The following is an 18,330-nucleotide window of genomic DNA, read 5'->3' on the forward strand; positions in this document are numbered from 1 at the left end:
CGCTCAGCCCTTCCACTCGCGGCGTTCTTCCGCCGCGCGCAGGACTTCGTAGGCAAGTTGGTACGTCTGGAACGCCTTCGCCGCCTCGGCATCATTGGGCTTCACGTCCGGGTGGACTTCCTTGGCCCTGGTGCGCCACGCCTTGCGCACCGCATCGAAGTCCGCGTCGGGATCGAGGCCCAGCGCTTCCAGCGCCCGCAGTTCATCCCGGCTGCGCGACCCGTCGCCCGAGCCGCCCCAGCCGTAATGCTGCGCTTCCTTGTAGCCGGAGGTCTCGGCCTGCTCGCTCGCTTCGCGCGCGGCGGCTTCCTCGGCGTCCAGCCCGGCGAAGTAGTCCCAGCCCGAATTGTATTCCGCCGCGTGCTTCTGGCAGAACATCCAGCGATCGGGGCTGTTGGGGCTCTTGGGAGCGGGGCACTCGCCGCGATCGTTGCAGCCGTGGCGATCGCACAGACGAACTTCCACGGCCTCGCGCGCGCTGCCATAGCCGCGCCAGCGCGGAAAACCCCAGTCTGCGGATCGACGTGCGCGGCTCATCAGATCGGCGATACGCTGCGACTCGACGGGGACGCAACCCCCGTCTGACGCAAAAATATCAATCCAGCGCGCTGGGCACGCCCGCGCGCTGGAAACGGCATCAATCGATGGTGACGGTCACCGCGCGGCGGTTCTGCGCCCACGAAGCCTCGTCCGAACCGAGCGCGATCGGGCGCTCCTTGCCGTAGCTGACGGTGGTGATGCGCGAGGGGTCGATGCCCAGGCTCGCCAGATAGTTCTTGGCGGCGTTGGCGCGGCGTTCACCCAGCGCGATGTTGTATTCGCGGGTGCCGCGCTCGTCACAGTGGCCCTCGATCGTGGCGCGCTTGTTGGGGTACTGCTGCAACCACTGCGCCTGCTTGGCGAGAGACGCCTGATCCTGCGCATCGACGGTCGATCTCGTCGAGGGCGAAGTAGATCGTGTCCGCGCCCATCATCTTGGCGACGAAGTCCGCCTGGCTGCCGGGCTGGGCCATGCCGTAGCCGCCGCTCGACTGGCCGGTGTCGGTGCTGGTCGCCGGGCCGGGATCGGGCGGAAGCTGGGCCGGAGCCTTCTTGCCGCAAGCCGAGATGGCAAGAGCGCCGGCCACGACCAGCGCCGTCGCGCCGACGCGGGTGATGCGCATGGATGAGAGGGAAGAAGGCATCGGCAATCTCCTATGTCGCCGCCATGATACGACTGGCCTGTTGAATGGGCGGCATGGTGTGATGGTTCCGTTCAATTCTCTACACAGTCAAGATGAACGTCGGGCAACCTGAATGCGAGAAAACGGCCCCGGATTTCGCCGGGGACGCCAACTTGCTGCATTCGCCTGCAAATCAGGGGCGGATCGGACCCCAGGCCGGATCCGAGGCGCCCACCGGGGTCGGCAGCTTGCGCTCGTTGCGGCCGGTGAGGTCGACCTGCCAGATCGAGGCGAGGCCGGTGCTCTTGGTCGTGCGGAAGAACTGCACGATGCGGCCGTTAGGCGACCACGTCGGCGCCTCGTCCTGCCACGAATCGGTGAGGTGGCGCATGCCGCCGCCGTTCGGGTTCATCACGGCGACGCGCAAGTTGCCCGCGATGTGCGTGAAGGCGATCTGGTCGCCGCGCGGGCTCCATTCGGGCGTCGCCGCGCGGCCGCCGAAGAAGCTGATCCGGCGCTGGTTCGACCCGTCCGAATTCATCACATAGACCTGCTGGCTGCCCGAGCGGTCGCTCTCGAACACAATCTGCGAGCCGTCGGGCGAATAGCTGCCGCCGATGTTGATGCCCGGGCCGTTGGTCAGGCGCTGCGGGGTGCCGCCGCCTGCCGAGGAGATGCGGTAGATGTCGGTCGTGCCGCCCTTGGCCATCGAATAGAGCACCCACTTGCCGTCCGGCGACCAGCGCGGCGCCAGCGTCGGCGCACCGGTGCGGGCGATCAGCGTCTGGCGGTCGGTCGCAAGGTCGTAGGCGTAGATGCTCGGCTGTCCGTTGAGGTAGGACAGGTACATGATCTTGCTGTAGTCCGGCGAATAGCGCGGGGTGAGCGCCATCGACTGGCCGCTGGTCAGGAAGCGGTGGTTGGCCCCGTCCGAATCCATGATCGCAAGGCGCTTCATGCGATGGTCCTTGGGACCGGTCTCGGCGATGTAGGCGATCTTGGAATCGAAGAACGGGCTTTCGCCCGAGAGGCGCGAATAGACCATGTCGGCGCACTTGTGCGCGGCGCGGCGCCAGTCGGACGGGGAACCTGCCAGCCGCCCTTCACCAGCTGCTGCTTGAGCTGCACGTCGTAGAGATAGCAGCCGATTGTCAGGTTGCCGTCGCCGCCTGCGCGCACGAAGCCCTGTACCAGCATGTCGGCGCTGCGCGCGGCCCATGGCGTGTAGTCGGGCGCCTGGATCTGGCCATAAGCGGGCTGCGGCAGGCCATCGGGGCCGGAGGGCTTGAACAGGCCGTTGTTCTTGAGATCGCCCGCCACGACTTGCGCCAGCGCCCGGCCCAGCTGGCCGGTGGTGCCCGCATTGGTGCGCGTCGGCACGTCCTGATCGGTGGCGAAGGTGGTGATGGCGATGCCGAGGTCGTTCCACGCGCTGTCGTCGGAAACGGTGACTTCGAGGCCACCGTCCTGCGGCGCGGGGGCGTGATGACCGGTGCCGTCTGGGCGAAGGCCGTACCCGAAACCGTCAGCATCAATCCCAAGGCGAGAACACGGGTTATCTTCATTGCGATAGCCTTCTGTCAAACGTGGTCGTGACGACCTTCCAGCCCTCGTAGAGATCGTCGGGCAAGTTGAATGGCGCCGCAAGCCTTACCGCACGCACGGCCTGTTCCTGATGGCGTTCCACCTGCGCGCGGTTGGAGGCGTTGACGCCGCTGGTGCCGATCACCTCGGGCGCGCCGGCAAGGCTGCCGTCGCGGTTGAGGCGGAAACGCACCTTGGTAGTCAGCAGTTCGACGTCGGCGCCCTGCGGCGCCTGCCAGTGCGGCTTGAGCTGCCGGTTGATCGCAGCGCCCAGCGCCGAGCGGGCCGAAGGACCGATCTCGGACGCAGGCGTGCCGGTCGGCTTGGGCGCGCTGGAAGTGGCGCCCGGCGTGCCTGGCTTGAACGCATCGTCGAAAGCACTGGTGCCTGCCTTCTTCGGCGGCGTCGCCGAATTGCTCGATCCCGAAGACTGCCCTGTGGTGGCCGGCTTGGTCGCGGGCCTTGTCGCAGGCTTCGCCGCGGGTTGGGGCGAAGGCTTGCGAACGATGTCGTCGATCGCGCTGGACTTGCGCGGCGGCGCCTTGGGCGCGGGCTTTGCCGCAGGCTTGGGCGGCGTCGGCTTCGCTTTGGGCGGAGTCGGCTTGGGGGCGCGGGCTTGGGCTTGGGCTTCTCGACCGGCTTGGGTTTCGGAACCGGTTTCGGAACCGGTTTCGGCTCGGGTTTCGGCTCAGGCTTGGGCTTTTCCACCACGCGCGGCGCGGGTTCGGGAGCGGGAGCCGGTTCGGGCTCCGCCGCAGGCGCGGGTTCGGGTGGCGGCGGTGCCGCCGCCGGCGCGGGCTGGCCCAGTTCCGGGCTCTTGTCCGGAGACGCCTCGCCGGGATTCGGGGCAGTCGAAGTCGCCGCGACCTCGTCGCTGATCGTCACCTCGATACGCTCGGGCGGCTTGACCACGTTGTTCGAGCGCGGGCTGTACAGGATCGCAGCCAGCACCGCGCCGTGCAACAGCACGGCGACGACGAGGCCGATCCTCTCATCCTTGCGCACACCCAGTACCGCCATCAGACCGACCCTACCCGGCGCGCCTTAACCGCCGCTGACATCGGTAACCAGCGAGATCGAGGTGAAGCCTGCGCGGTTGAGTTCGCCCATGACTTCCATCACCCGGCCATAGTCGAGCGCCTTGTCGGCGCGCAGCGTCACCAGCGGCGGCTTGCCGTCGGGACCGGCGGGCGTGGAGGCCAGACGCTCGGGCAGTTCGCCGGACGCGAGTTCGTCCTGCTCGTAGAATACCGCGCCGTCGCGGCGCAGGGTGATGGTGATCTGGCCCTGCTCCTCGCTCATCGCCTTGGCGCGGCTTTCGGGCAGTTCGATCGGCACCGCCGCCTTCAGCAGCGGCGCGGTGACCATGAAGATGATCAGCAGCACCAGCATTACATCGACGAGCGGCGTGACGTTGATCTCGGCCATGGGGCCGCGACCGCCGCGTCCGCGACGCCGACGTCCGCCGCCTCCGGACATCCCCATCGCCATCAGCGCTGCTCCAGCTGGCGCGTGAGGGCTGCGTGAAGATGGTCGGCGAAGCGCTGCAGCCGGGCCTCGAAGCCGTTCACCTTATGCGAGAAACGGTTGTAGGCGATGACCGCCGGGATCGCCGCGAACAGGCCGATCGCAGTGGCGAACAGCGCCTCCGAGATGCCGGGGGCGACGACCGCGAGCGAGGAATTCTGCTGCTGGCCGATATCGAAGAAGCTCTTCATGATGCCCCACACCGTGCCGAACAGGCCGACGAAGGGCGCCACCGAACCGACGGTTGCCAGGAAGTTCAGACGGTCGGAGAGCTTGTCCGCCTCCTCGCCCACCGAGGAATTGAGGATCGTGGCGATGCGCTGGCGGGCACCCTCGGCATCGATGCCGGGGCCGACGTTGCGCTTGAATTCACCGAGGCCCGCGCCTGCGACCTTGCCCATCGGCACGTCGCCGCGCTTGCGCTCCTTCTGGTAGGTGTCGAAGTTCTGGGCCTCCCAGAAGCCTTCCTCGTACTCGTCGCAGCGACGGCTGATCGCCCCCATGCGCACGATGAAGGTGACGATGATCATCCATACCCACACGCTGGCGAGGACCAGCCCGGCCATGATCGCCTGCACCACGATGTCGGCATCGAGGAACAGTTTCACCGGGTTGAGATGGTTGTCGTCACCGGCGAAGCTGATGGTCGAGGCAAGCAGGTCGAGCGTCATTCTGGTCCTTCCGGGGCCGGAGCGGCGATGGGTTCAAGTGTGGCGAAAGCCTGTTGCCAGGCCTCGGGCTGTCGGCGCGGTCGTCCTTCAGGGCTGATGAACGCGACCTTTACGGCCGCCTCGCATAGCCTGACATCACCCCGCAATGCGACCTGTCGCAGCACACTGGCGACGCGGCCGGTGCTTTCGGCCCAGGTCTCGATGATGATCGTGTCGCCAAGGCGCGCGGGCGAGAGGTAGCGCAAGTTCGCCTCGGCCACGGTGTAGAGTCCGGTGCCCGCCTCCAGCGAGGCGCGCTGGTCGATGCCGAGCACGTCGAGCAGGTCGGAGCGGGCACGCTCGAACCAGCGCAGGTAGTTGGCGTGATAGACCACTCCGCCCGCGTCGGTGTCCTCGTAGAACACGCGCAAGGGGTAGCGGTGGACTTTGCCGTCGATCACGCCCGATTGAGGCATGAGGGGGAGGATGGTGCGTCCGTCATTCCGGGCGGTTGTGTAACGGGGAGCAGGGCGACTTCAACCCCGGGAGCGCAGGAACCGGCCTTGGAGGCTGTATTGCGGGGTAAATTTTCGGTGGACAGCGGTGGAAGTGCCCACCCCTGCCCCCTCCCGCTTGCGGGAGGGGAATGAGAGACCTGCACTTCGCCCTCCCGCTCGCGGGAGAGCCGGGAGGCTTATGAGCGAAGTGAATTAGCCGGACGGTGTGGGCAAAAGGCCCTATTCCCCGATCATCTGGAAGAACTGGCGCCCGCCGAAGATGTGCACATGCAGATGCGGCACTTCCTGATGGCCGTTGGTGCCCATGTTCACCATGAGGCGATACCCCGGCCCGTCCAGCTCAAGCTGCCGCGTCACGGTGCCCACCGCGCGCATGAACCCGGCGATCTGAGCATCGTCGGCCTGCGCGGTGAAGTCGTCCCACGAAACGTAAGCGCCCTTGGGGATTACCAGCACATGGACCGGCGCCTGCGGGCGGATGTCGTTGAAGGCGAGCGCATGGTCGTCCTCGTAGACCTTCGAGCACGGCAGTTCGCCGCGCAGGATCTTCGCGAAGACGTTGTTGTCGTCGTAAGGCAGCTTCGGATCGATGGGCATCGGGTTCTCCACTCGAACACTTCGTCTTGCGAGCGTAGCGAAGCAATCCAGCGAAGCGCAACTGTGCCTTGGGTTGCTTCGCTACGCTCGCAATGACGGATTTGGGACGGATCAGGACTTGCGTGCAGCTTTCTCGGCAATCCCCGAGACACCTTCGCGGCGGTCCAGTTCGGCCAGCACGTCGGCCAGCGGCACGTCCTTGGCGCCGAGCAGGACCATGAGGTGGAAGATGAGGTCCGCCGCCTCTCCGACCAGCGCCTTGTGATCCTCGGTCAGCGCCGCGATCACGGTTTCGGTCGCCTCCTCGCCCAGCTTCTGCGCGATCTTGCGCAGGCCCCTGGCGTTGAGCTTGGCGACATAGCTGGAATCGGGATCGGCCGCGCGGCGCTCGGCAATCGTGGCTTCGAGGCGTGCGAGAGTGTCGAGGCTGCTCATGCCCTGCCCATGCGGTGCAGGGGCCGCGCGGTCAAGAGCGCGTCAGTCCTCGCCGCGCTTGGACGACAGCTTGCGGCCCACGGCGACGCCGACGACGCCAAGGCCAAGAAGCAGCATGCTGCTGGGTTCGGGAAGCGGGATGCCCCCTGCGGCATAGGCGGGAACCGGCGCAACGAAAGTCGCGACGAACGCCGGAATGAATTTCAAAACGGGCACCGCGAATCCTCCTGTTGATCCGATGGCCTAGATTTTGCCATCGACCACCGGGTGCGCTGCAGCAAGCGCCGATTCGGGGTTGTCCCGATGTGGTTCACTCCGTTAGTCGCATTCGACTAACAATGAGCCGTTAACCTTGGCGTGCCTTCACCCGCGCGCAGGGATCCCTGCCGCTCGCAGCGCCGAGTGCGCCTCGGCGATGGTGTGCTTGCCGAAGTGGAAGATCGAGGCGGCCAGCACCGCGCTCGCCTTGCCCTCGGTCACACCGGCCACGAGGTGATCGAGATTGCCGACGCCGCCACTCGCCACCACCGGGACCGAGACGGCCTCCGCGATCATGCGGGTCAGGGCGAGGTCGTAGCCGTTCTGGGTGCCGTCGCCATCCATCGAGGTGACGAGCAGTTCACCCGCGCCGTAGTCGGCCAGCTTGATCGCATGTTCCAGCGCGTCGATGCCGGTCGCCTTGCGGCCGCCGTGGGTGAAGATCTCCCACTTTCCGGGCGAAACCTGCCGCGCATCGACCGATGCGACGATGCACTGCGAGCCGAACTTCTCGGCGATATCGGCCACCACTTCGGGGCGGGAGACGGCCGCGGAGTTCACTGCAACCTTGTCCGCGCCCGCCAGAAGCAGCGCGCGGGCGTCCTCTGCGGTGCGGACGCCGCCGCCGACGGTGAGGGGCATGAAGCAGACTTCGGCGGTGCGCTGGACCACGTCGAGCAGGGTTCCGCGGCCTTCATGGCTGGCTGAGATGTCAAGGAAACATAGCTCATCAGCGCCGGCCGCGTCGTAGGCGCGGGCCTGTTCGACGGGGTCTCCGGCGTCCTTGAGGTCGACGAAGTTGACGCCCTTCACCACCCGTCCGTCACGGACGTCGAGGCACGGAATTACGCGGATTCGCACGGTCATTCGGCTTACTCCGGCTTGAAGAACAGCAGCACGGCGAAAACCGCCACAATGCCACACAAAGCGACATTGAACGCCGTGTAGAGCGCAAACTTGCGCGGATCGGCGGCTTTTGTCGTCAAAATCGGATTACGCGCACGGCTGAACAGCATCAACCGCGCCTTGCCCTCGCGCCAGTCGCGAAACGCGAAGATCGCAGCCGGCACGAAGATGACGAACGCCAGTACCGCCATGAGGCGATTTTCGTTCACCCCTCGCGCTCCGCGAACTGGATCGCGGCGGCAAGGTCGAGGCGACCGTCGTAGAGGGCGCGGCCGGTGATGACGCCCTCGATCCCGTCCTTGGCGTGAAGCGCCAGCAGGCGGATGTCGTCAAGGCCCTTGACGCCGCCCGATGCGATCACCGGCAGGTCGGTGCGGCGGGCGAGATCGACGGTGGCATCGATGTTGACGCCCTTGAGCAGACCGTCGCGACCGATGTCGGTGAACAGCAGGCTGGCAACGCCCGCGTCCTCGAACCGGCGCGCCATGTCGACGATCGAGACGTCGGAGACTTCGGCCCAGCCCTCGGTCGCGACCATGCCGTCGCGCGCGTCCACCGCGACGACGATGCCGCCGGGGAACTCCTTCGCCATGTCCTTGACGAACTGCGGGTCCTTGAGTGCAGCGGTGCCCATGACCACGCGCGAAACGCCCAAGTCGAACCAGCCCGCGACCGCCTCGGGCGTGCGAATGCCGCCGCCGAGCTGGACGTGGCCGGGGAACACTTCGAGGATGGCTTCCACCGCCTCGCGGTTCTCTGCCCGGCCCGCGAAGGAGCCGTCGAGATCGACGACGTGGAGGAACTGCGATCCGGCCTCGGCGAACAGCATCGCCTGCGCGGCGGGGTTGTCACCGTAGACGGTGGCGCGGTCCATGTCGCCTTCGGCGAGGCGCACGACCTGCCCTTGCTTGAGGTCGATGGCGGGGAAGACGATCATGATGCGATCCTGAGGGTCTGAGGGCAGCGCGCGGGCTTCGACAAGCTCAGCCTGAGCGGGGTTGGCACGGTTGTTATACCACCCTCGTCATTGCGAGCGCAGCGAAGCAATCCAGGGCGGTTTGCCCGGCCCTGGATTGCTTCGCTGCGCTCGCAATAACGAACGGGGGTGCGTGATATCTCGCATGAAGACGAACGGGGTGGCGTGATATCTTGCATGAAAGCGCATTCCCGACCGCCCCCCGATAGAGGTGCGTCACGGCTTCCATTCCAGGAACCGCGCCAGCAGCGACAGCCCGTAGCCCTGGCTCTTTTCCGGGTGGAACTGCACGCCGACGACATTGTCCTTGGCCACCGCCGCGACAAGGCCGCCGCCGTGGTCGGTCATCGCCGCCACGCAGGCGCCGTCGTCGGGCTGGAAGTGATAGGAGTGCAGGAAGTACGCCTCGCCCGGATCGATCAGGCCCTGCGCCGGGTCCTTGCGGCCGAGGTTCACGTCGTTCCAGCCCATGTGCGGGATCTTGATCTCGGGATCGGTGCGCTCGATGCGCTGCACCTGCCCCTCGATCCAGTCGAGGCCGCGCGTCACGCCATGCTCAAGCCCGCGCGTGGCGAGAAGCTGCATGCCCACGCAAATGCCGAGGAACGGCGCCCCGCCGACATGGACACGCTCGGTCATCGCCTCGACCATGCCGTGAATGCCCCACAAGCCCTCCGCGCAGGCGCGAAACGAGCCCACACCCGGCAGGACGATGCGGTCGGCCGCGCGCACGACGTCGGGGTTCGCGGTGATCGCCACGTCCTCGGCCCCCGCCGCTCGCAGCGCATTGGCGACCGAGTGCAGGTTGCCCGCGCCGTAGTCGATCAGCGCGAGGGTCATTGGGCCAGAGCCTCCAGCCCTTCGCCGAGGAAAGTCGGCACCCATTCGATCACGTCGACTTTCGCGACGCCGCCCGCGATGAACGGATCGGTGGCCGCCAGTGCCTCGACCGCTTCACGGCTATCGCCCTTCGTGATGATCGCGCCGCCTTCGCGCGGGACCTTGCGGCCCCAGGCGAGGAAATGCCCCTCGCCGCGCCCGGCTTCCAGCCATGCAAGGTGGTCCGCCAGCAGCGCATCGACCTGCGCGATGTCGGTGGTGACATACGTGAGGTTGAGGATGAAGATCGCCATCAGAGGCTCGCCTGCCCGAGAATGCCCTTGGTCGAGGGGATCGCCCCGCCCTTGCGCGGGTCCAGTTCCACCGCGCTGCGCATGGCGCGGGCGAAGCCCTTGAAGATGCCTTCGCAGATGTGGTGGTTGTTGGTGCCGTAAAGCAGTTCGATGTGCAGGGTGATGCCCACCGCCTGCGCGATCGAGTGGAACCAGTGCTCGACCATCTCGGTGTCGAACTCGCCCAGCTTGTCCTGGGTGAAAGCGGCCTTCCACACGAGGTAGGGACGACCCGAAATGTCGAGCGACACGCGGCTCAGCGCCTCGTCCATCGGCGAGTTCACGTCGCCGTAGCGGCCGATGCCCGCCTTGTCGCCCAGCGCCTGGGTGATGGCCTGGCCGATGGCGATGGCGCTGTCCTCGGTCGTGTGGTGCTGGTCCACATGGAGGTCGCCCTTGATGTGGCACTTGATATCGATCAGCGAGTGGCGGCTGAACTGCTCGATCATGTGGTCGAGGAAGCCGATGCCGGTGGACACGTCATAGGCCCCGGTGCCGTCGAGGTTCACCTCCACGGCGATGTCGGTCTCATGGGTCTTGCGGATGATCGAGGCGGTACGCATGGCCCGTGCCTATATACCTGTACGCGCCGGAATCAATTCGGTCGCGGCACAAGAATGCGCGTCGGGCGTTTATATAGCAATCTTCGGTCGCAAGTGCTTCGAGCTAGGGAAAACCCGGCCCGACATGTTATTTTACGCTCGAACACGCTTGACCGGCCGGAGAACCATGAGCACGTAGGGCGCGATGAACGATACCACAGACAGCCTGATCCCTTACGACGAGATCGTGCAGGAGGCCCTGCGCGCCGTCGTCGGCCGTGTTCTCGGCCAGGTCGAAAGCTCCGGCGGCATGCTTCCGGGCGGCCACCACTTCTACATCACCTTCAAGACCGGCGCGCCCGGGGTCAGCATTCCCGCCGACCTGCGCGCGCGGTTCCCGGACGAGATGACGATCGTGCTCCAGAACAAGTTCTGGGATCTGGGCGTCTCGGAGAACGGCTTCACCGTCAGCCTCTCGTTCAACGCCATGCCCGCCAAGCTGGACATTCCCTTCTCGGCGATCACCGCCTTCGTCGATCCGGCGGTTGACTTCGGCCTGCAGTTCCAGGCCATGGTCGAGGACGAGGCAGACGAGCCCGCAGCGGCCGAGAACGATGCGGAACGCGATGTGGCGTCGCGCATTACTCCCAGCGAAGACGGCTCGAACGTCGTCTCGGTGGATTTCGGCAAGAAGAAGTAACCGGGCTCGCCCGGTAAGAGCAGGGCGAAAAATGGCAACGGTTCTGAAAGATAGCGCCAGGAAGGCCGCCAGCGTCGTCGCGCCCCCGCCAAGGGGCTGAAGACGCTGGCCGACAATGGCGGGGAACTCCACGGGCCGAGCCCGAACCCCGCCACCAACCTCATCATCGCCGACATCGCCCTGCGCACCGCGACCACCATCATGCGCCGCAGCGTGGAACGCGGCGTGCTGGGCGCCAGCTACTCGCCGAAAAAGGCCAAGTCGATCCTCAAGGGCCGCACGGTGGCCGAAACGCTGCTGCACGGCGCGCTGGCCCGAGTCGCGCTGGGATCGGTGCCGGGGGCCGTGGTCATCGGCGGAGTGCTGGTGGCCAAGACGCTCTACGATCGCAGCCGCGCCCGGCAGGCGCGCGCCGAGGGCGCCGCGCAGTTGCAGGACATGGCCGAGGGCGGGGCGGAAGAATAAATCGCATCGTCATTGCGAGCGCAGCGAAGCAATCCAGGGCCGCATAAACCGCCCTGGATTGCTTCGCTGCGCTCGCAATGACGAAGGATTGGATCAGGTTCCGCCTTGATTCCCGCGCCAACCATCGGCATCGGGGGCCATGGTCCAGTCCACTCCTTCTCCCGACACCACCGGCACGCTCGCGCGTCGCGGTCTTATGTTCATCCTGTCCTCCCCTCGGGCGCGGGCAAGACGACGATCGCGCGCATGCTGCTGGAGCACGATCCGCAATTGCGCAACTCGGTGTCTTGCACCACCCGCCAGCCCCGCCCCGGCGAGATCGACGGCGAGCACTACCACTTCATCACGCACGAGCAGTTCGACGCCATGGTCGAGGCGGGCGAGTTCCTGGAGTGGGCCACCGTCTTCGGCCAAAGCTACGGCACCCCCAAGGCCCAGGTGAAGGCAGGCCTCAAGGACGGCGTCGACTACATGTTCGACATCGACTGGCAGGGCACCCAGCAGCTTTACCAGAAGCTGGAGCGCGACGTCGTGCGGGTGTTCCTGCTCCCCCAGCATCGAGGAACTGCGCCGCCGCCTGACCGGGCGCGGCACCGACAGCGCCGAAGTGATCCACGGCCGCATGGAGCGCGCGCGCTCGGAGATCAGCCACTGGGACGGCTACGACTATGTCGTGGTCAACGATGACATCGCCAGCTGCTTCGAGGAAGTGAAGAAGATCCTCCACGCCGAACGCCTCCGCCGCGCAAGGCAGACGGGGCTGATCGGGTTCGTGCGCGAACTGATGCAGCCGGACGATTGACCCATTCGCTTCGTCATTGCGAGCGCAGCGAAGCAATCCAGGACAGCGCTGAACTCCCTGGATTGCTTCGCTGCGCTCGCAATGACGCATTGTGGGTACGGGACGCAAAGTTGCGCGGCAGACTTCTCTTGTCCCCGCCGCCATCTCCCTCTAGGCCGCGCCGCGACAGTTTCATCCCTTCCGGAGACCAGCCAATGTCCGACCTCGCCGCCCAGATCGAAGCCGCGTTCGACGCACGCGACACCGTCACCCCCGCGAGCGCGGACGTTCGCAAGATCGTCGACGAGGCGCTGGAACTGCTCGATTCGGGCCAGGCCCGCGTCGCCGAGAAGATCGATGGCGAATGGGTCGTCAACCAGTGGCTCAAGAAGGCGGTGCTGCTCTCGTTCCGCCTGAATGACAACGCGGTGGTCGAATACGGCGCGGCGGGCGCCCCGGCCTACGACAAGGTGCCGCTCAAGTTCACAGGCTGGGACGATGCCCGCTTCAAGGCGGCAGGCGTGCGCGTGGTCCCCGGCGCCGTGGTGCGCCGCAGCGCCCACATCTCCAGGGGCGTGGTCCTCATGCCGTCGTTCGTGAATCTCGGCGCCTACGTCGGCGAAGGCACCATGATCGACACCTGGGCGACCGTCGGTTCTTGCGCGCAGATCGGCAAGAACGTCCACATCTCGGGCGGCGCGGGCATCGGCGGTGTGCTTGAGCCGCTGCAGGCCGGCCCGGTCATCATCGAGGACGGCGCGTTCATCGGCGCCCGTTCGGAAGTGGCCGAGGGCGTGATCGTGGGCGAAGGCGCGGTGCTGTCGATGGGTGTGTTCATCGGCGCCTCGACCAAGATCGTCGACCGTGCGACCGGCGAAGTCCACATCGGCCGCGTGCCGCCTTACGCCGTCGTCGTCCCCGGCGCGATGCCCGGCAAGCCGCTGCCCGACGGCACCCCGGCCCGTCGCTGTACTGCGCCGTGATCGTCAAGACCGTGGACGCGCAGACCCGCTCGAAGACCGGCATCAACGAACTCCTGCGCGACTAAGCCGCGCAGACGCGGGACGGGCGGCGGAACATTCGCCCGTCCCGGCGTGTTGACGAAGGAAACGGGCCGCAACCGGCCGCCTTCGGAGCACGCCATGGAAACCCGAGGACAGGAAGTCCATCTCGACAAAGAGGAAGCCCGTGGTGGCGAGACGTCCGGCGTCGTGCGCTACGTCCTGCTCATCAGCCTCGCCCTCGTCATCATCGCGCTTTCGGCCATCTGGATCACTGGCGCGCTGACCACGCCAGAGACCAGCGGCCACGCCGATACCGAAAAGGCAGTGGCGCAGCAGCAAGACCAGCCGCAGTGACCGCCACCTTCCGCAAGGGAGCACAGGTCAGCTGGAATTGGGGCACCGGCACCGCTACCGGCCACATCGCCGAACGTTTCGAACGCCGCGTCAGCCGCACGATCGAAGGCAAGCGCATCGTGCGAGTCGGAACGCCTGAAAACCCCGCATACCTTGTCGAGCAGCCTGACGGCGGCCGCGCCCTCAAGCGCGGGTCCGAACTGCACCACGCATGATGGACCTGGAGCGCTTCGTCACCGCGCAGGACGCCATCTTCGGCGAAGTGCGCGCCGAACTTGCCCATGGCGAAAAGCGCACGCACTGGATGTGGTTCGTGTTCCCGCAAGTCGCCGGGCTGGGCTCCAGCCCGATGGCACGCCGCTACGCCGTGGAGACGCTCGACGAAGCGCGGCGTTATCTGAGCCACCCTGTGCTTCGCCAGAGGCTCGACGAAACGACTCGTCTCATGCTGGGCTGGGCGGGAAGGCGCAGCGCCACGGGTATCCTCGGCGCGGTCGATGCGATGAAGTTCGCCAGTTCGATGACCCTGTTCGAGCTTGCCGCCATGGGCACCGATGGCGCCGGTCAATTCGCCCACGCCCTCGATGCCTTCTGCCAGGGACGAAGGGACGAACGCACTCTCCAACTGCTGCACCTCACATCCCATCACGCAAGTTGAACACTGGGGAACTTTCCCGCGCCCATCCTCGTTCCATCAGACGGCCCGAATCGATAATGCGGCCATAAAGGCCACCGTCGGGTCGACGGGAGAGCAGTCATGTATCGTTCCGGTGACGAAGTTCATCTCGACGATGACGAAGCACGCGGGGGCTCTACGCCGCATATCGTTCGCTATGTGCTGATCGTCAGCCTGGTGCTGGTGGTACTGGCGATGTCGACCATTTGGATCGCCCGTGCCTTGTCCGACCGGCCAAGCAGTACGCCGGTGACTGCGGAACAGCACGCGCTGGGAAGCTGACGACAGGCTTGGGAAGAGTTACGGGAAATGCCAGGAGCCGTCGTCGAAGGCGGTAATCGAACGTGCCCGAAAGCAGCGTTCCCACCCCGGATTCGGACCATTCGCCCCCCGACGATCGGTCCATCCGGCTCGCCGGCGGCTCCTGTCAATCCGGTGGCCGAAACCACCGTCTCCTGTGCCGACAGGGATTAGGCACAATCCGTTGCCAACTCGTTAACAGCGCGCTTACCTTGCGGGCGAAATTCAAGCCAGCGCCTCTGCCAGCTCGCGCCATTGCTGCAGCAGCTGGTCGAAACTGCCGCCCCTCGGCCCGGCGATGACCTGAAGACAGACGTGGTCGGCTCCCGCATCGAGGTGCGCCGCGACCCGCCGCGCCGCCGCCTCCACCCCGCCGATCGCGAAAAGGGCATCGAGCAGGCGGTCGTCCAGCGCCTCGATCTCCCCTTCGCTGAAGCCCAGTCGCACCCAGTTGTTGCGATAGTTGGGAAGCCGTCGATAGTGCTCCAGCGCCGCCACCGCCAATTCGCGGGCCTTGGCCGGATCGGCTTCCAGCACCACGCCCTGTTCGGGCGCCAGCAGAGGTTCCGGGCCGAGTATCGAGCGGGCGCGGCGCGAGTGCTCGGGCGTCGCCAGATAGGGATGCGCCCCGGCGGTCCGCTCGCCCGAAAGCGCCACCATCTTCGGCCCGAGTGCGGCGAGACACAGGTTGTCGCGCGGCATCCCGGCGGCGGCGAGCCGGTCGAGGAAGGCCGCCGTCACCTCCAGAGGCTTGCCCCAGGAATCGCCGATGAGCGGGCCATGGCTGATGCCGAGTCCGATCAGCGTACGCGCCCGCCACTCCTGCGGCAGCGCGAGGAACCAGGCTGCCAGTTCCTCCGGATCGTGCTTCCAGATGTTGAGGATGCCGGTGGCGATGGTCATCCGCGAGGTCACTGCCAGCAGCCGCTCGACCTCGGCCGGGGCACCGTCGTCGATACCGCCGGGAATCCACAGCGCACCATAACCCAGCGCATCGAGCTGCGCCGCCGCCGCGTTCGACTGCGGCTTGTCGCCGAAGCGCATCTCCATCGACCATATGCCCAGCCTGCCGATCGCGGGTGTCGCCATGGTACTTTTCTCCTCGTCTCCTGCGGTCATGGTGGGTTCGCCTGCCCTCTCCGGCAAGATTCTTGGCCGGAATCCAAGCCGGCATCGCCCCGGCGTGCAATGATCCACGGCATTCACCTGTCCAAAGCGCGTGCTTGATCGCGCCCCAATCACGGCATAGCCCTGCAGGATGGGAGAGTTCGACTATATCATCGTCGGCGGGGGCAGCGCGGGCTGCGTCCTCGCCAACCGGCTGAGTGCCAACCCGGAGACACGCGTGCTGCTGCTGGAGGCGGGCGGCAAGGACGACTACATCTGGATCCGGGTGCCGGTGGGCTACCTCTACTGCATCGGCAACCCGCGCACCGACTGGTGCCTGTCCACCGAGGCAGAGGAAGGGCTCGGCGGCCGTGCGCTCAAGTATCCGCGCGGGCGCGTGCTGGGCGGCTGCTCGTCGATCAACGGCATGATCTACATGCGCGGACAGGCGGCCGACTACGACGGCTGGCAGCAGGCAGGCAACCTTGGCTGGGGCTGGGACGACGTGCTGCCCTACTTCACCCGCGCCGAAGACCATTACGAGGGCGCCAGCGCGTTCCACGGCGGCGGCGGCGAGATCCGGGTCGAGAAGCAGCGCCTGCGCTGGGACATCCTCGAAGCCTTCCGCGACGCCTGCGGACAACACGGCATCCCGCATTCCACCGACTTCAACACCGGCGACAACGAGGGCGCGGGCTTCTTCCAGGTGACCCAGCGGGGCGGCTGGCGCTGGAGCGCGGCCGACGCCTTCCTCAAGCCGGTCCGCTCGCGCAGCAACCTGAAGGTCGAGACCGGCGCGGTGGTGGACCGGGTGATCGTCGAGGCGGGCCGCGCGGTCGGCGTCACCTACTCTGTCGGCAACCAGCAGCGCGTGGCGCTCACCCCCGGCGAAGTCGTGCTGGCGGCGGGTGCGATCGGCTCCCCGGCGATCCTCGAGCGCAGCGGCATCGGCGACGCGGCGCGGCTGGCGGACCTCGGCATCGCGCCGGTGCTCGACCGGCCCGAGGTCGGCGCCAACCTGCAGGACCACCTGCAACTGCGCTGCGCCTACCGCGTCTCGGGCGTGGCGACGCTCAATGCGCGGGCGAGCAACCTATTCGGCAAGGCGCTGATCGGCATGGAATATGCGCTGCGCCGGACGGGACCGATGGCGATGGCGCCCAGCCAGCTCGGCGTCTTTACCCGCAGCCATGCGCGCTATGCGACGCCGAACCTCGAATACCACGTCCAGCCGCTGAGCCTTGCCGCCTTCGGGGGAGCGCTCGATCCGTTTCCGGCCTTCACCGCCAGCGTCTGCAACCTCAGGCCGGAAAGCCGGGGCAGCACCCGCATCACCGCCGCCGATCCTGTCGCCGCGCCGTCGATCCGACCCAATTACCTCTCCGCCGAGGAAGACCGCCGCGTCGCCGCCGAGGCGATCCGCATGACGCGCGGCATCGTGTCGCAGCCCGCTCTGGCCCGTTACCGGCCCGAGGAAGTGCGCCCCGGCCCAGCGTTCGAGAGCGAGGAAGACCTGCAGCGCGCGGCGGCGGAGATCGGCACGACCATCTTCCACCCGGTCGGCACGGCGGCGATGGGCAGCGTGGTCGATAGCCGGTTGCGGGTGATCGGGCTCGACGGGCTGCGGGTGATCGATGCCTCGGTGATGCCCAAGATCACGTCGGGCAACACTAATGCGCCGACGATGATGATCGCCGAAAAAGGCGCGGAAATGCTGCTGGATCGAACCTAGTTCCTCCCCGAGCTTGCTCGGGGAGGAATACGCTAGGCCAGAAACTCCCGCGTGCGCTTCACGATCTCTCCCACGTAGTCGCGCACGTCGCGCCCGCTGGCGGCGGCCGCCATGAGCGGCACTTCCAGCCCCAGCACCTGCCCGCGCGGCAGGGCCTCGACGAATTCGCGCAAGGGCAGTTCCCCTGCCCCGGGATCATGCGACCGCTCATCGCCTCGGTCATGTAATCGTCGTCGCCCTTGCGCGGCACGTCGCTCAGCTGGACATGCCCGATCAGCGCCGGGTCGAGCTGCGCCACCTGCCGCACCGTCCCACCCGAGCGGAAGAAGTGCATGGTGTCGATCAGCACCGTGGCCTTACCTGCGCCGATGTATTCGACCGCCTCCAGCGCCTCGGGCAGCGAGCGGATGGTGAAGACCGGCGTGAACTCGATCGAGAACTCCATCCCGCGCTCGGCCGCCATCGTCGCCAGCGTGGCCAGCTGGTCGAAGGCGCGCGCGCGCTCCACGCCCATGTCCACCGCATTGACCCGCAGCGCGCCGAGATCGGCGAAGATGTCCATGTCGCCCGCCCGCTCGGCAGCGTCCAGTTCAGCGGACACGCCGAGGCCCTCGGCGATGCTGATGGCGATCCCGCGATCGGCGAGCACCGCCTTCAGTTCACGCCGCAAGGCCGGATCCTCGCGCAACGACCAGGGGCATAGCCATGCGGGTTGAAGCGTTCGGGCAACTGGCTCAGGCCCATCGACACTGCCTTGCAGCCGAGGTCGGCGGCCAGAGTGACGTGCTCGACCGGGCCGAGCCCGAGCACCGTCAAAAGTTCGATACCCAGCGGATGTGGCATGGTCGTGATTCCCTCTCCCGTCGCCGCTGCCATACCGCGT

The 18,330-nt window shown here is 66.8% G+C and carries 25 protein-coding genes and 4 pseudogenes; 10 read left to right on the forward strand and 19 right to left on the reverse strand.

From position 1 onward, the window contains the following. Positions 1–3: 3 nt before the first annotated feature. From KZO24_RS11740 to KZO24_RS11755, 4 genes and pseudogenes are all read right to left on the reverse strand, one after another. A complete protein-coding gene (locus KZO24_RS11740; protein WP_008831775.1) occupies positions 4–537 on the reverse strand; it encodes a J domain-containing protein in 534 nt (177 codons plus the stop codon). Between the two features lie 100 nt (positions 538–637). Next, positions 638–1,163 (reverse strand): annotated as a pseudogene (gene pal / locus KZO24_RS11745) (peptidoglycan-associated lipoprotein Pal). A 193-nt stretch (positions 1,164–1,356) separates the two neighbouring features. Beyond that, a pseudogene (gene tolB, locus KZO24_RS11750) lies at positions 1,357–2,728 on the reverse strand (Tol-Pal system beta propeller repeat protein TolB). Further along, the gene (locus KZO24_RS11755; protein ID WP_486486235.1) at positions 2,725–2,940 is read right to left on the reverse strand and encodes a hypothetical protein; all 216 of its coding nucleotides are present in this window, start codon (positions 2,938–2,940) and stop codon (positions 2,725–2,727) included. Before KZO24_RS11755 ends, tolB begins: the two are co-directional and overlap by 4 nt. 501 nt (positions 2,941–3,441) lie before the next feature. On the opposite strand from KZO24_RS11755, the gene KZO24_RS11760 reads away from it, so the two are divergent. Further along, a complete protein-coding gene (locus tag KZO24_RS11760; protein WP_486486236.1) occupies positions 3,442–3,795 on the forward strand; it encodes a hypothetical protein in 354 nt (117 codons plus the stop codon). Here KZO24_RS11760 and KZO24_RS11765 read toward each other — a convergent pair. The 12 genes from KZO24_RS11765 to hisB all read right to left on the reverse strand — a co-directional run bounded on the left by KZO24_RS11765 (position 3,792) and on the right by hisB (position 10,349). After that, positions 3,792–4,238, reverse strand: coding sequence for an ExbD/TolR family protein (locus KZO24_RS11765; RefSeq protein WP_036528115.1), 447 nt, complete (start codon positions 4,236–4,238; stop codon positions 3,792–3,794). The genes KZO24_RS11760 and KZO24_RS11765 overlap by 4 nt on opposite strands. Next, the gene (gene tolQ, locus KZO24_RS11770; protein WP_008831780.1) at positions 4,238–4,945 is read right to left on the reverse strand and encodes a protein TolQ; all 708 of its coding nucleotides are present in this window, start codon (positions 4,943–4,945) and stop codon (positions 4,238–4,240) included. The genes KZO24_RS11765 and tolQ overlap by 1 nt, the downstream gene beginning before the upstream one ends. Then, positions 4,942–5,400: a YbgC/FadM family acyl-CoA thioesterase gene (locus KZO24_RS11775; RefSeq protein ID WP_271181988.1), complete on the reverse strand. Its 459-nt coding sequence runs from the start codon at positions 5,398–5,400 to the stop codon at positions 4,942–4,944. Before KZO24_RS11775 ends, tolQ begins: the two co-directional genes overlap by 4 nt. Positions 5,401–5,661: 261 nt before the next feature. Continuing rightward, positions 5,662–6,039 carry a histidine triad nucleotide-binding protein gene (locus tag KZO24_RS11780; protein ID WP_211149740.1) on the reverse strand — a complete coding sequence of 126 codons (378 nt, stop codon included), beginning with the start codon at positions 6,037–6,039 and terminating at the stop codon, positions 5,662–5,664. A 111-nt stretch (positions 6,040–6,150) separates the two neighbouring features. Further along, the gene (locus tag KZO24_RS11785; protein ID WP_271181990.1) at positions 6,151–6,474 is read right to left on the reverse strand and encodes a phosphoribosyl-ATP diphosphatase; all 324 of its coding nucleotides are present in this window, start codon (positions 6,472–6,474) and stop codon (positions 6,151–6,153) included. Positions 6,475–6,516: 42 nt separating this feature from the next. Further along, positions 6,517–6,690 carry a PEP-CTERM sorting domain-containing protein gene (locus tag KZO24_RS11790; RefSeq protein ID WP_069709032.1) on the reverse strand — a complete coding sequence of 58 codons (174 nt, stop codon included), beginning with the start codon at positions 6,688–6,690 and terminating at the stop codon, positions 6,517–6,519. Positions 6,691–6,837: 147 nt separating this feature from the next. Further along, positions 6,838–7,599 (reverse strand): imidazole glycerol phosphate synthase subunit HisF, encoded by a 762-nt coding sequence (gene hisF / locus KZO24_RS11795; protein WP_069709031.1) that lies wholly within the window; start codon positions 7,597–7,599, stop codon positions 6,838–6,840. A gap of 5 nt (positions 7,600–7,604) precedes the next feature. Continuing rightward, positions 7,605–7,847: a hypothetical protein gene (locus KZO24_RS11800; protein ID WP_271181991.1), complete on the reverse strand. Its 243-nt coding sequence runs from the start codon at positions 7,845–7,847 to the stop codon at positions 7,605–7,607. Continuing rightward, a complete protein-coding gene (hisA, locus tag KZO24_RS11805; RefSeq protein WP_008831786.1) occupies positions 7,844–8,575 on the reverse strand; it encodes a 1-(5-phosphoribosyl)-5-[(5-phosphoribosylamino)methylideneamino]imidazole-4-carboxamide isomerase in 732 nt (243 codons plus the stop codon). The genes KZO24_RS11800 and hisA overlap by 4 nt, the downstream gene beginning before the upstream one ends. 255 nt (positions 8,576–8,830) lie before the next feature. Continuing rightward, positions 8,831–9,454: an imidazole glycerol phosphate synthase subunit HisH gene (gene hisH, locus KZO24_RS11810; protein WP_271181992.1), complete on the reverse strand. Its 624-nt coding sequence runs from the start codon at positions 9,452–9,454 to the stop codon at positions 8,831–8,833. Then, positions 9,451–9,747, reverse strand: coding sequence for a YciI family protein (locus tag KZO24_RS11815; RefSeq protein WP_271181993.1), 297 nt, complete (start codon positions 9,745–9,747; stop codon positions 9,451–9,453). The genes hisH and KZO24_RS11815 overlap by 4 nt, the downstream gene beginning before the upstream one ends. Then, complete coding sequence (hisB, locus tag KZO24_RS11820) at positions 9,747–10,349, reverse strand: imidazoleglycerol-phosphate dehydratase HisB (protein WP_271181994.1); 603 nt, start codon at positions 10,347–10,349, stop codon at positions 9,747–9,749. Before hisB ends, KZO24_RS11815 begins: the two co-directional genes overlap by 1 nt. A 184-nt stretch (positions 10,350–10,533) precedes the next feature. Between hisB and KZO24_RS11825 the strand changes: the two genes are divergently transcribed. The 8 genes and pseudogenes from KZO24_RS11825 to KZO24_RS11860 all read left to right on the forward strand — a co-directional run bounded on the left by KZO24_RS11825 (position 10,534) and on the right by KZO24_RS11860 (position 14,590). Beyond that, on the forward strand, positions 10,534–11,028 hold the full coding sequence (locus tag KZO24_RS11825; protein WP_271181995.1) for an SspB family protein: 495 nt from the start codon (positions 10,534–10,536) through the stop codon (positions 11,026–11,028). 201 nt (positions 11,029–11,229) lie between these two features. Continuing rightward, positions 11,230–11,493, forward strand: a complete 264-nt coding sequence (locus KZO24_RS11830; RefSeq protein WP_486486237.1) for a hypothetical protein — start codon at positions 11,230–11,232, stop codon at positions 11,491–11,493. A gap of 139 nt (positions 11,494–11,632) precedes the next feature. Continuing rightward, a pseudogene (gmk, locus tag KZO24_RS11835) lies at positions 11,633–12,295 on the forward strand (guanylate kinase). Between the two features lie 194 nt (positions 12,296–12,489). Beyond that, positions 12,490–13,322: pseudogene (dapD, locus tag KZO24_RS11840) on the forward strand (2,3,4,5-tetrahydropyridine-2,6-dicarboxylate N-succinyltransferase). Positions 13,323–13,416: 94 nt separating this feature from the next. Beyond that, positions 13,417–13,632 (forward strand): hypothetical protein, encoded by a 216-nt coding sequence (locus KZO24_RS11845; RefSeq protein WP_285021156.1) that lies wholly within the window; start codon positions 13,417–13,419, stop codon positions 13,630–13,632. Continuing rightward, a complete protein-coding gene (locus KZO24_RS11850) occupies positions 13,629–13,847 on the forward strand; it encodes a hypervirulence associated TUDOR domain-containing protein (RefSeq protein WP_285021154.1) in 219 nt (72 codons plus the stop codon). Before KZO24_RS11845 ends, KZO24_RS11850 begins: the two co-directional genes overlap by 4 nt. Beyond that, entirely contained in the window at positions 13,844–14,290 is a 447-nt protein-coding gene (locus KZO24_RS11855; protein ID WP_271182000.1) for a DUF1810 domain-containing protein, read from the forward strand. The genes KZO24_RS11850 and KZO24_RS11855 overlap by 4 nt, the downstream gene beginning before the upstream one ends. A gap of 99 nt (positions 14,291–14,389) precedes the next feature. After that, positions 14,390–14,590 carry a hypothetical protein gene (locus KZO24_RS11860; RefSeq protein ID WP_008831797.1) on the forward strand — a complete coding sequence of 67 codons (201 nt, stop codon included), beginning with the start codon at positions 14,390–14,392 and terminating at the stop codon, positions 14,588–14,590. A gap of 243 nt (positions 14,591–14,833) precedes the next feature. On the opposite strand, the gene KZO24_RS11865 is transcribed toward KZO24_RS11860, so the two are convergent. Then, positions 14,834–15,727 (reverse strand): TIGR03620 family F420-dependent LLM class oxidoreductase, encoded by an 894-nt coding sequence (locus tag KZO24_RS11865; protein ID WP_486486238.1) that lies wholly within the window; start codon positions 15,725–15,727, stop codon positions 14,834–14,836. 139 nt (positions 15,728–15,866) lie between these two features. Here KZO24_RS11865 and KZO24_RS11870 point away from each other — a divergent pair, with 139 nt between their 5' ends. Beyond that, positions 15,867–17,447 carry a GMC family oxidoreductase gene (locus KZO24_RS11870; protein ID WP_486486239.1) on the forward strand — a complete coding sequence of 527 codons (1,581 nt, stop codon included), beginning with the start codon at positions 15,867–15,869 and terminating at the stop codon, positions 17,445–17,447. Positions 17,448–17,505: 58 nt separating this feature from the next. Here KZO24_RS11870 and KZO24_RS11875 read toward each other — a convergent pair whose 3' ends face one another. Next, a complete protein-coding gene (locus tag KZO24_RS11875) occupies positions 17,506–18,117 on the reverse strand; it encodes a sugar phosphate isomerase/epimerase family protein (RefSeq protein WP_486486240.1) in 612 nt (203 codons plus the stop codon). Next, positions 18,102–18,290, reverse strand: a complete 189-nt coding sequence (locus KZO24_RS11880; protein ID WP_486486241.1) for a hypothetical protein — start codon at positions 18,288–18,290, stop codon at positions 18,102–18,104. Before KZO24_RS11880 ends, KZO24_RS11875 begins: the two co-directional genes overlap by 16 nt. Between the last annotated feature and the right edge of the window lie 40 nt (positions 18,291–18,330).

The sequence above is a fragment of the Novosphingobium sp. NFX11 genome, from assembly GCF_057376415.1.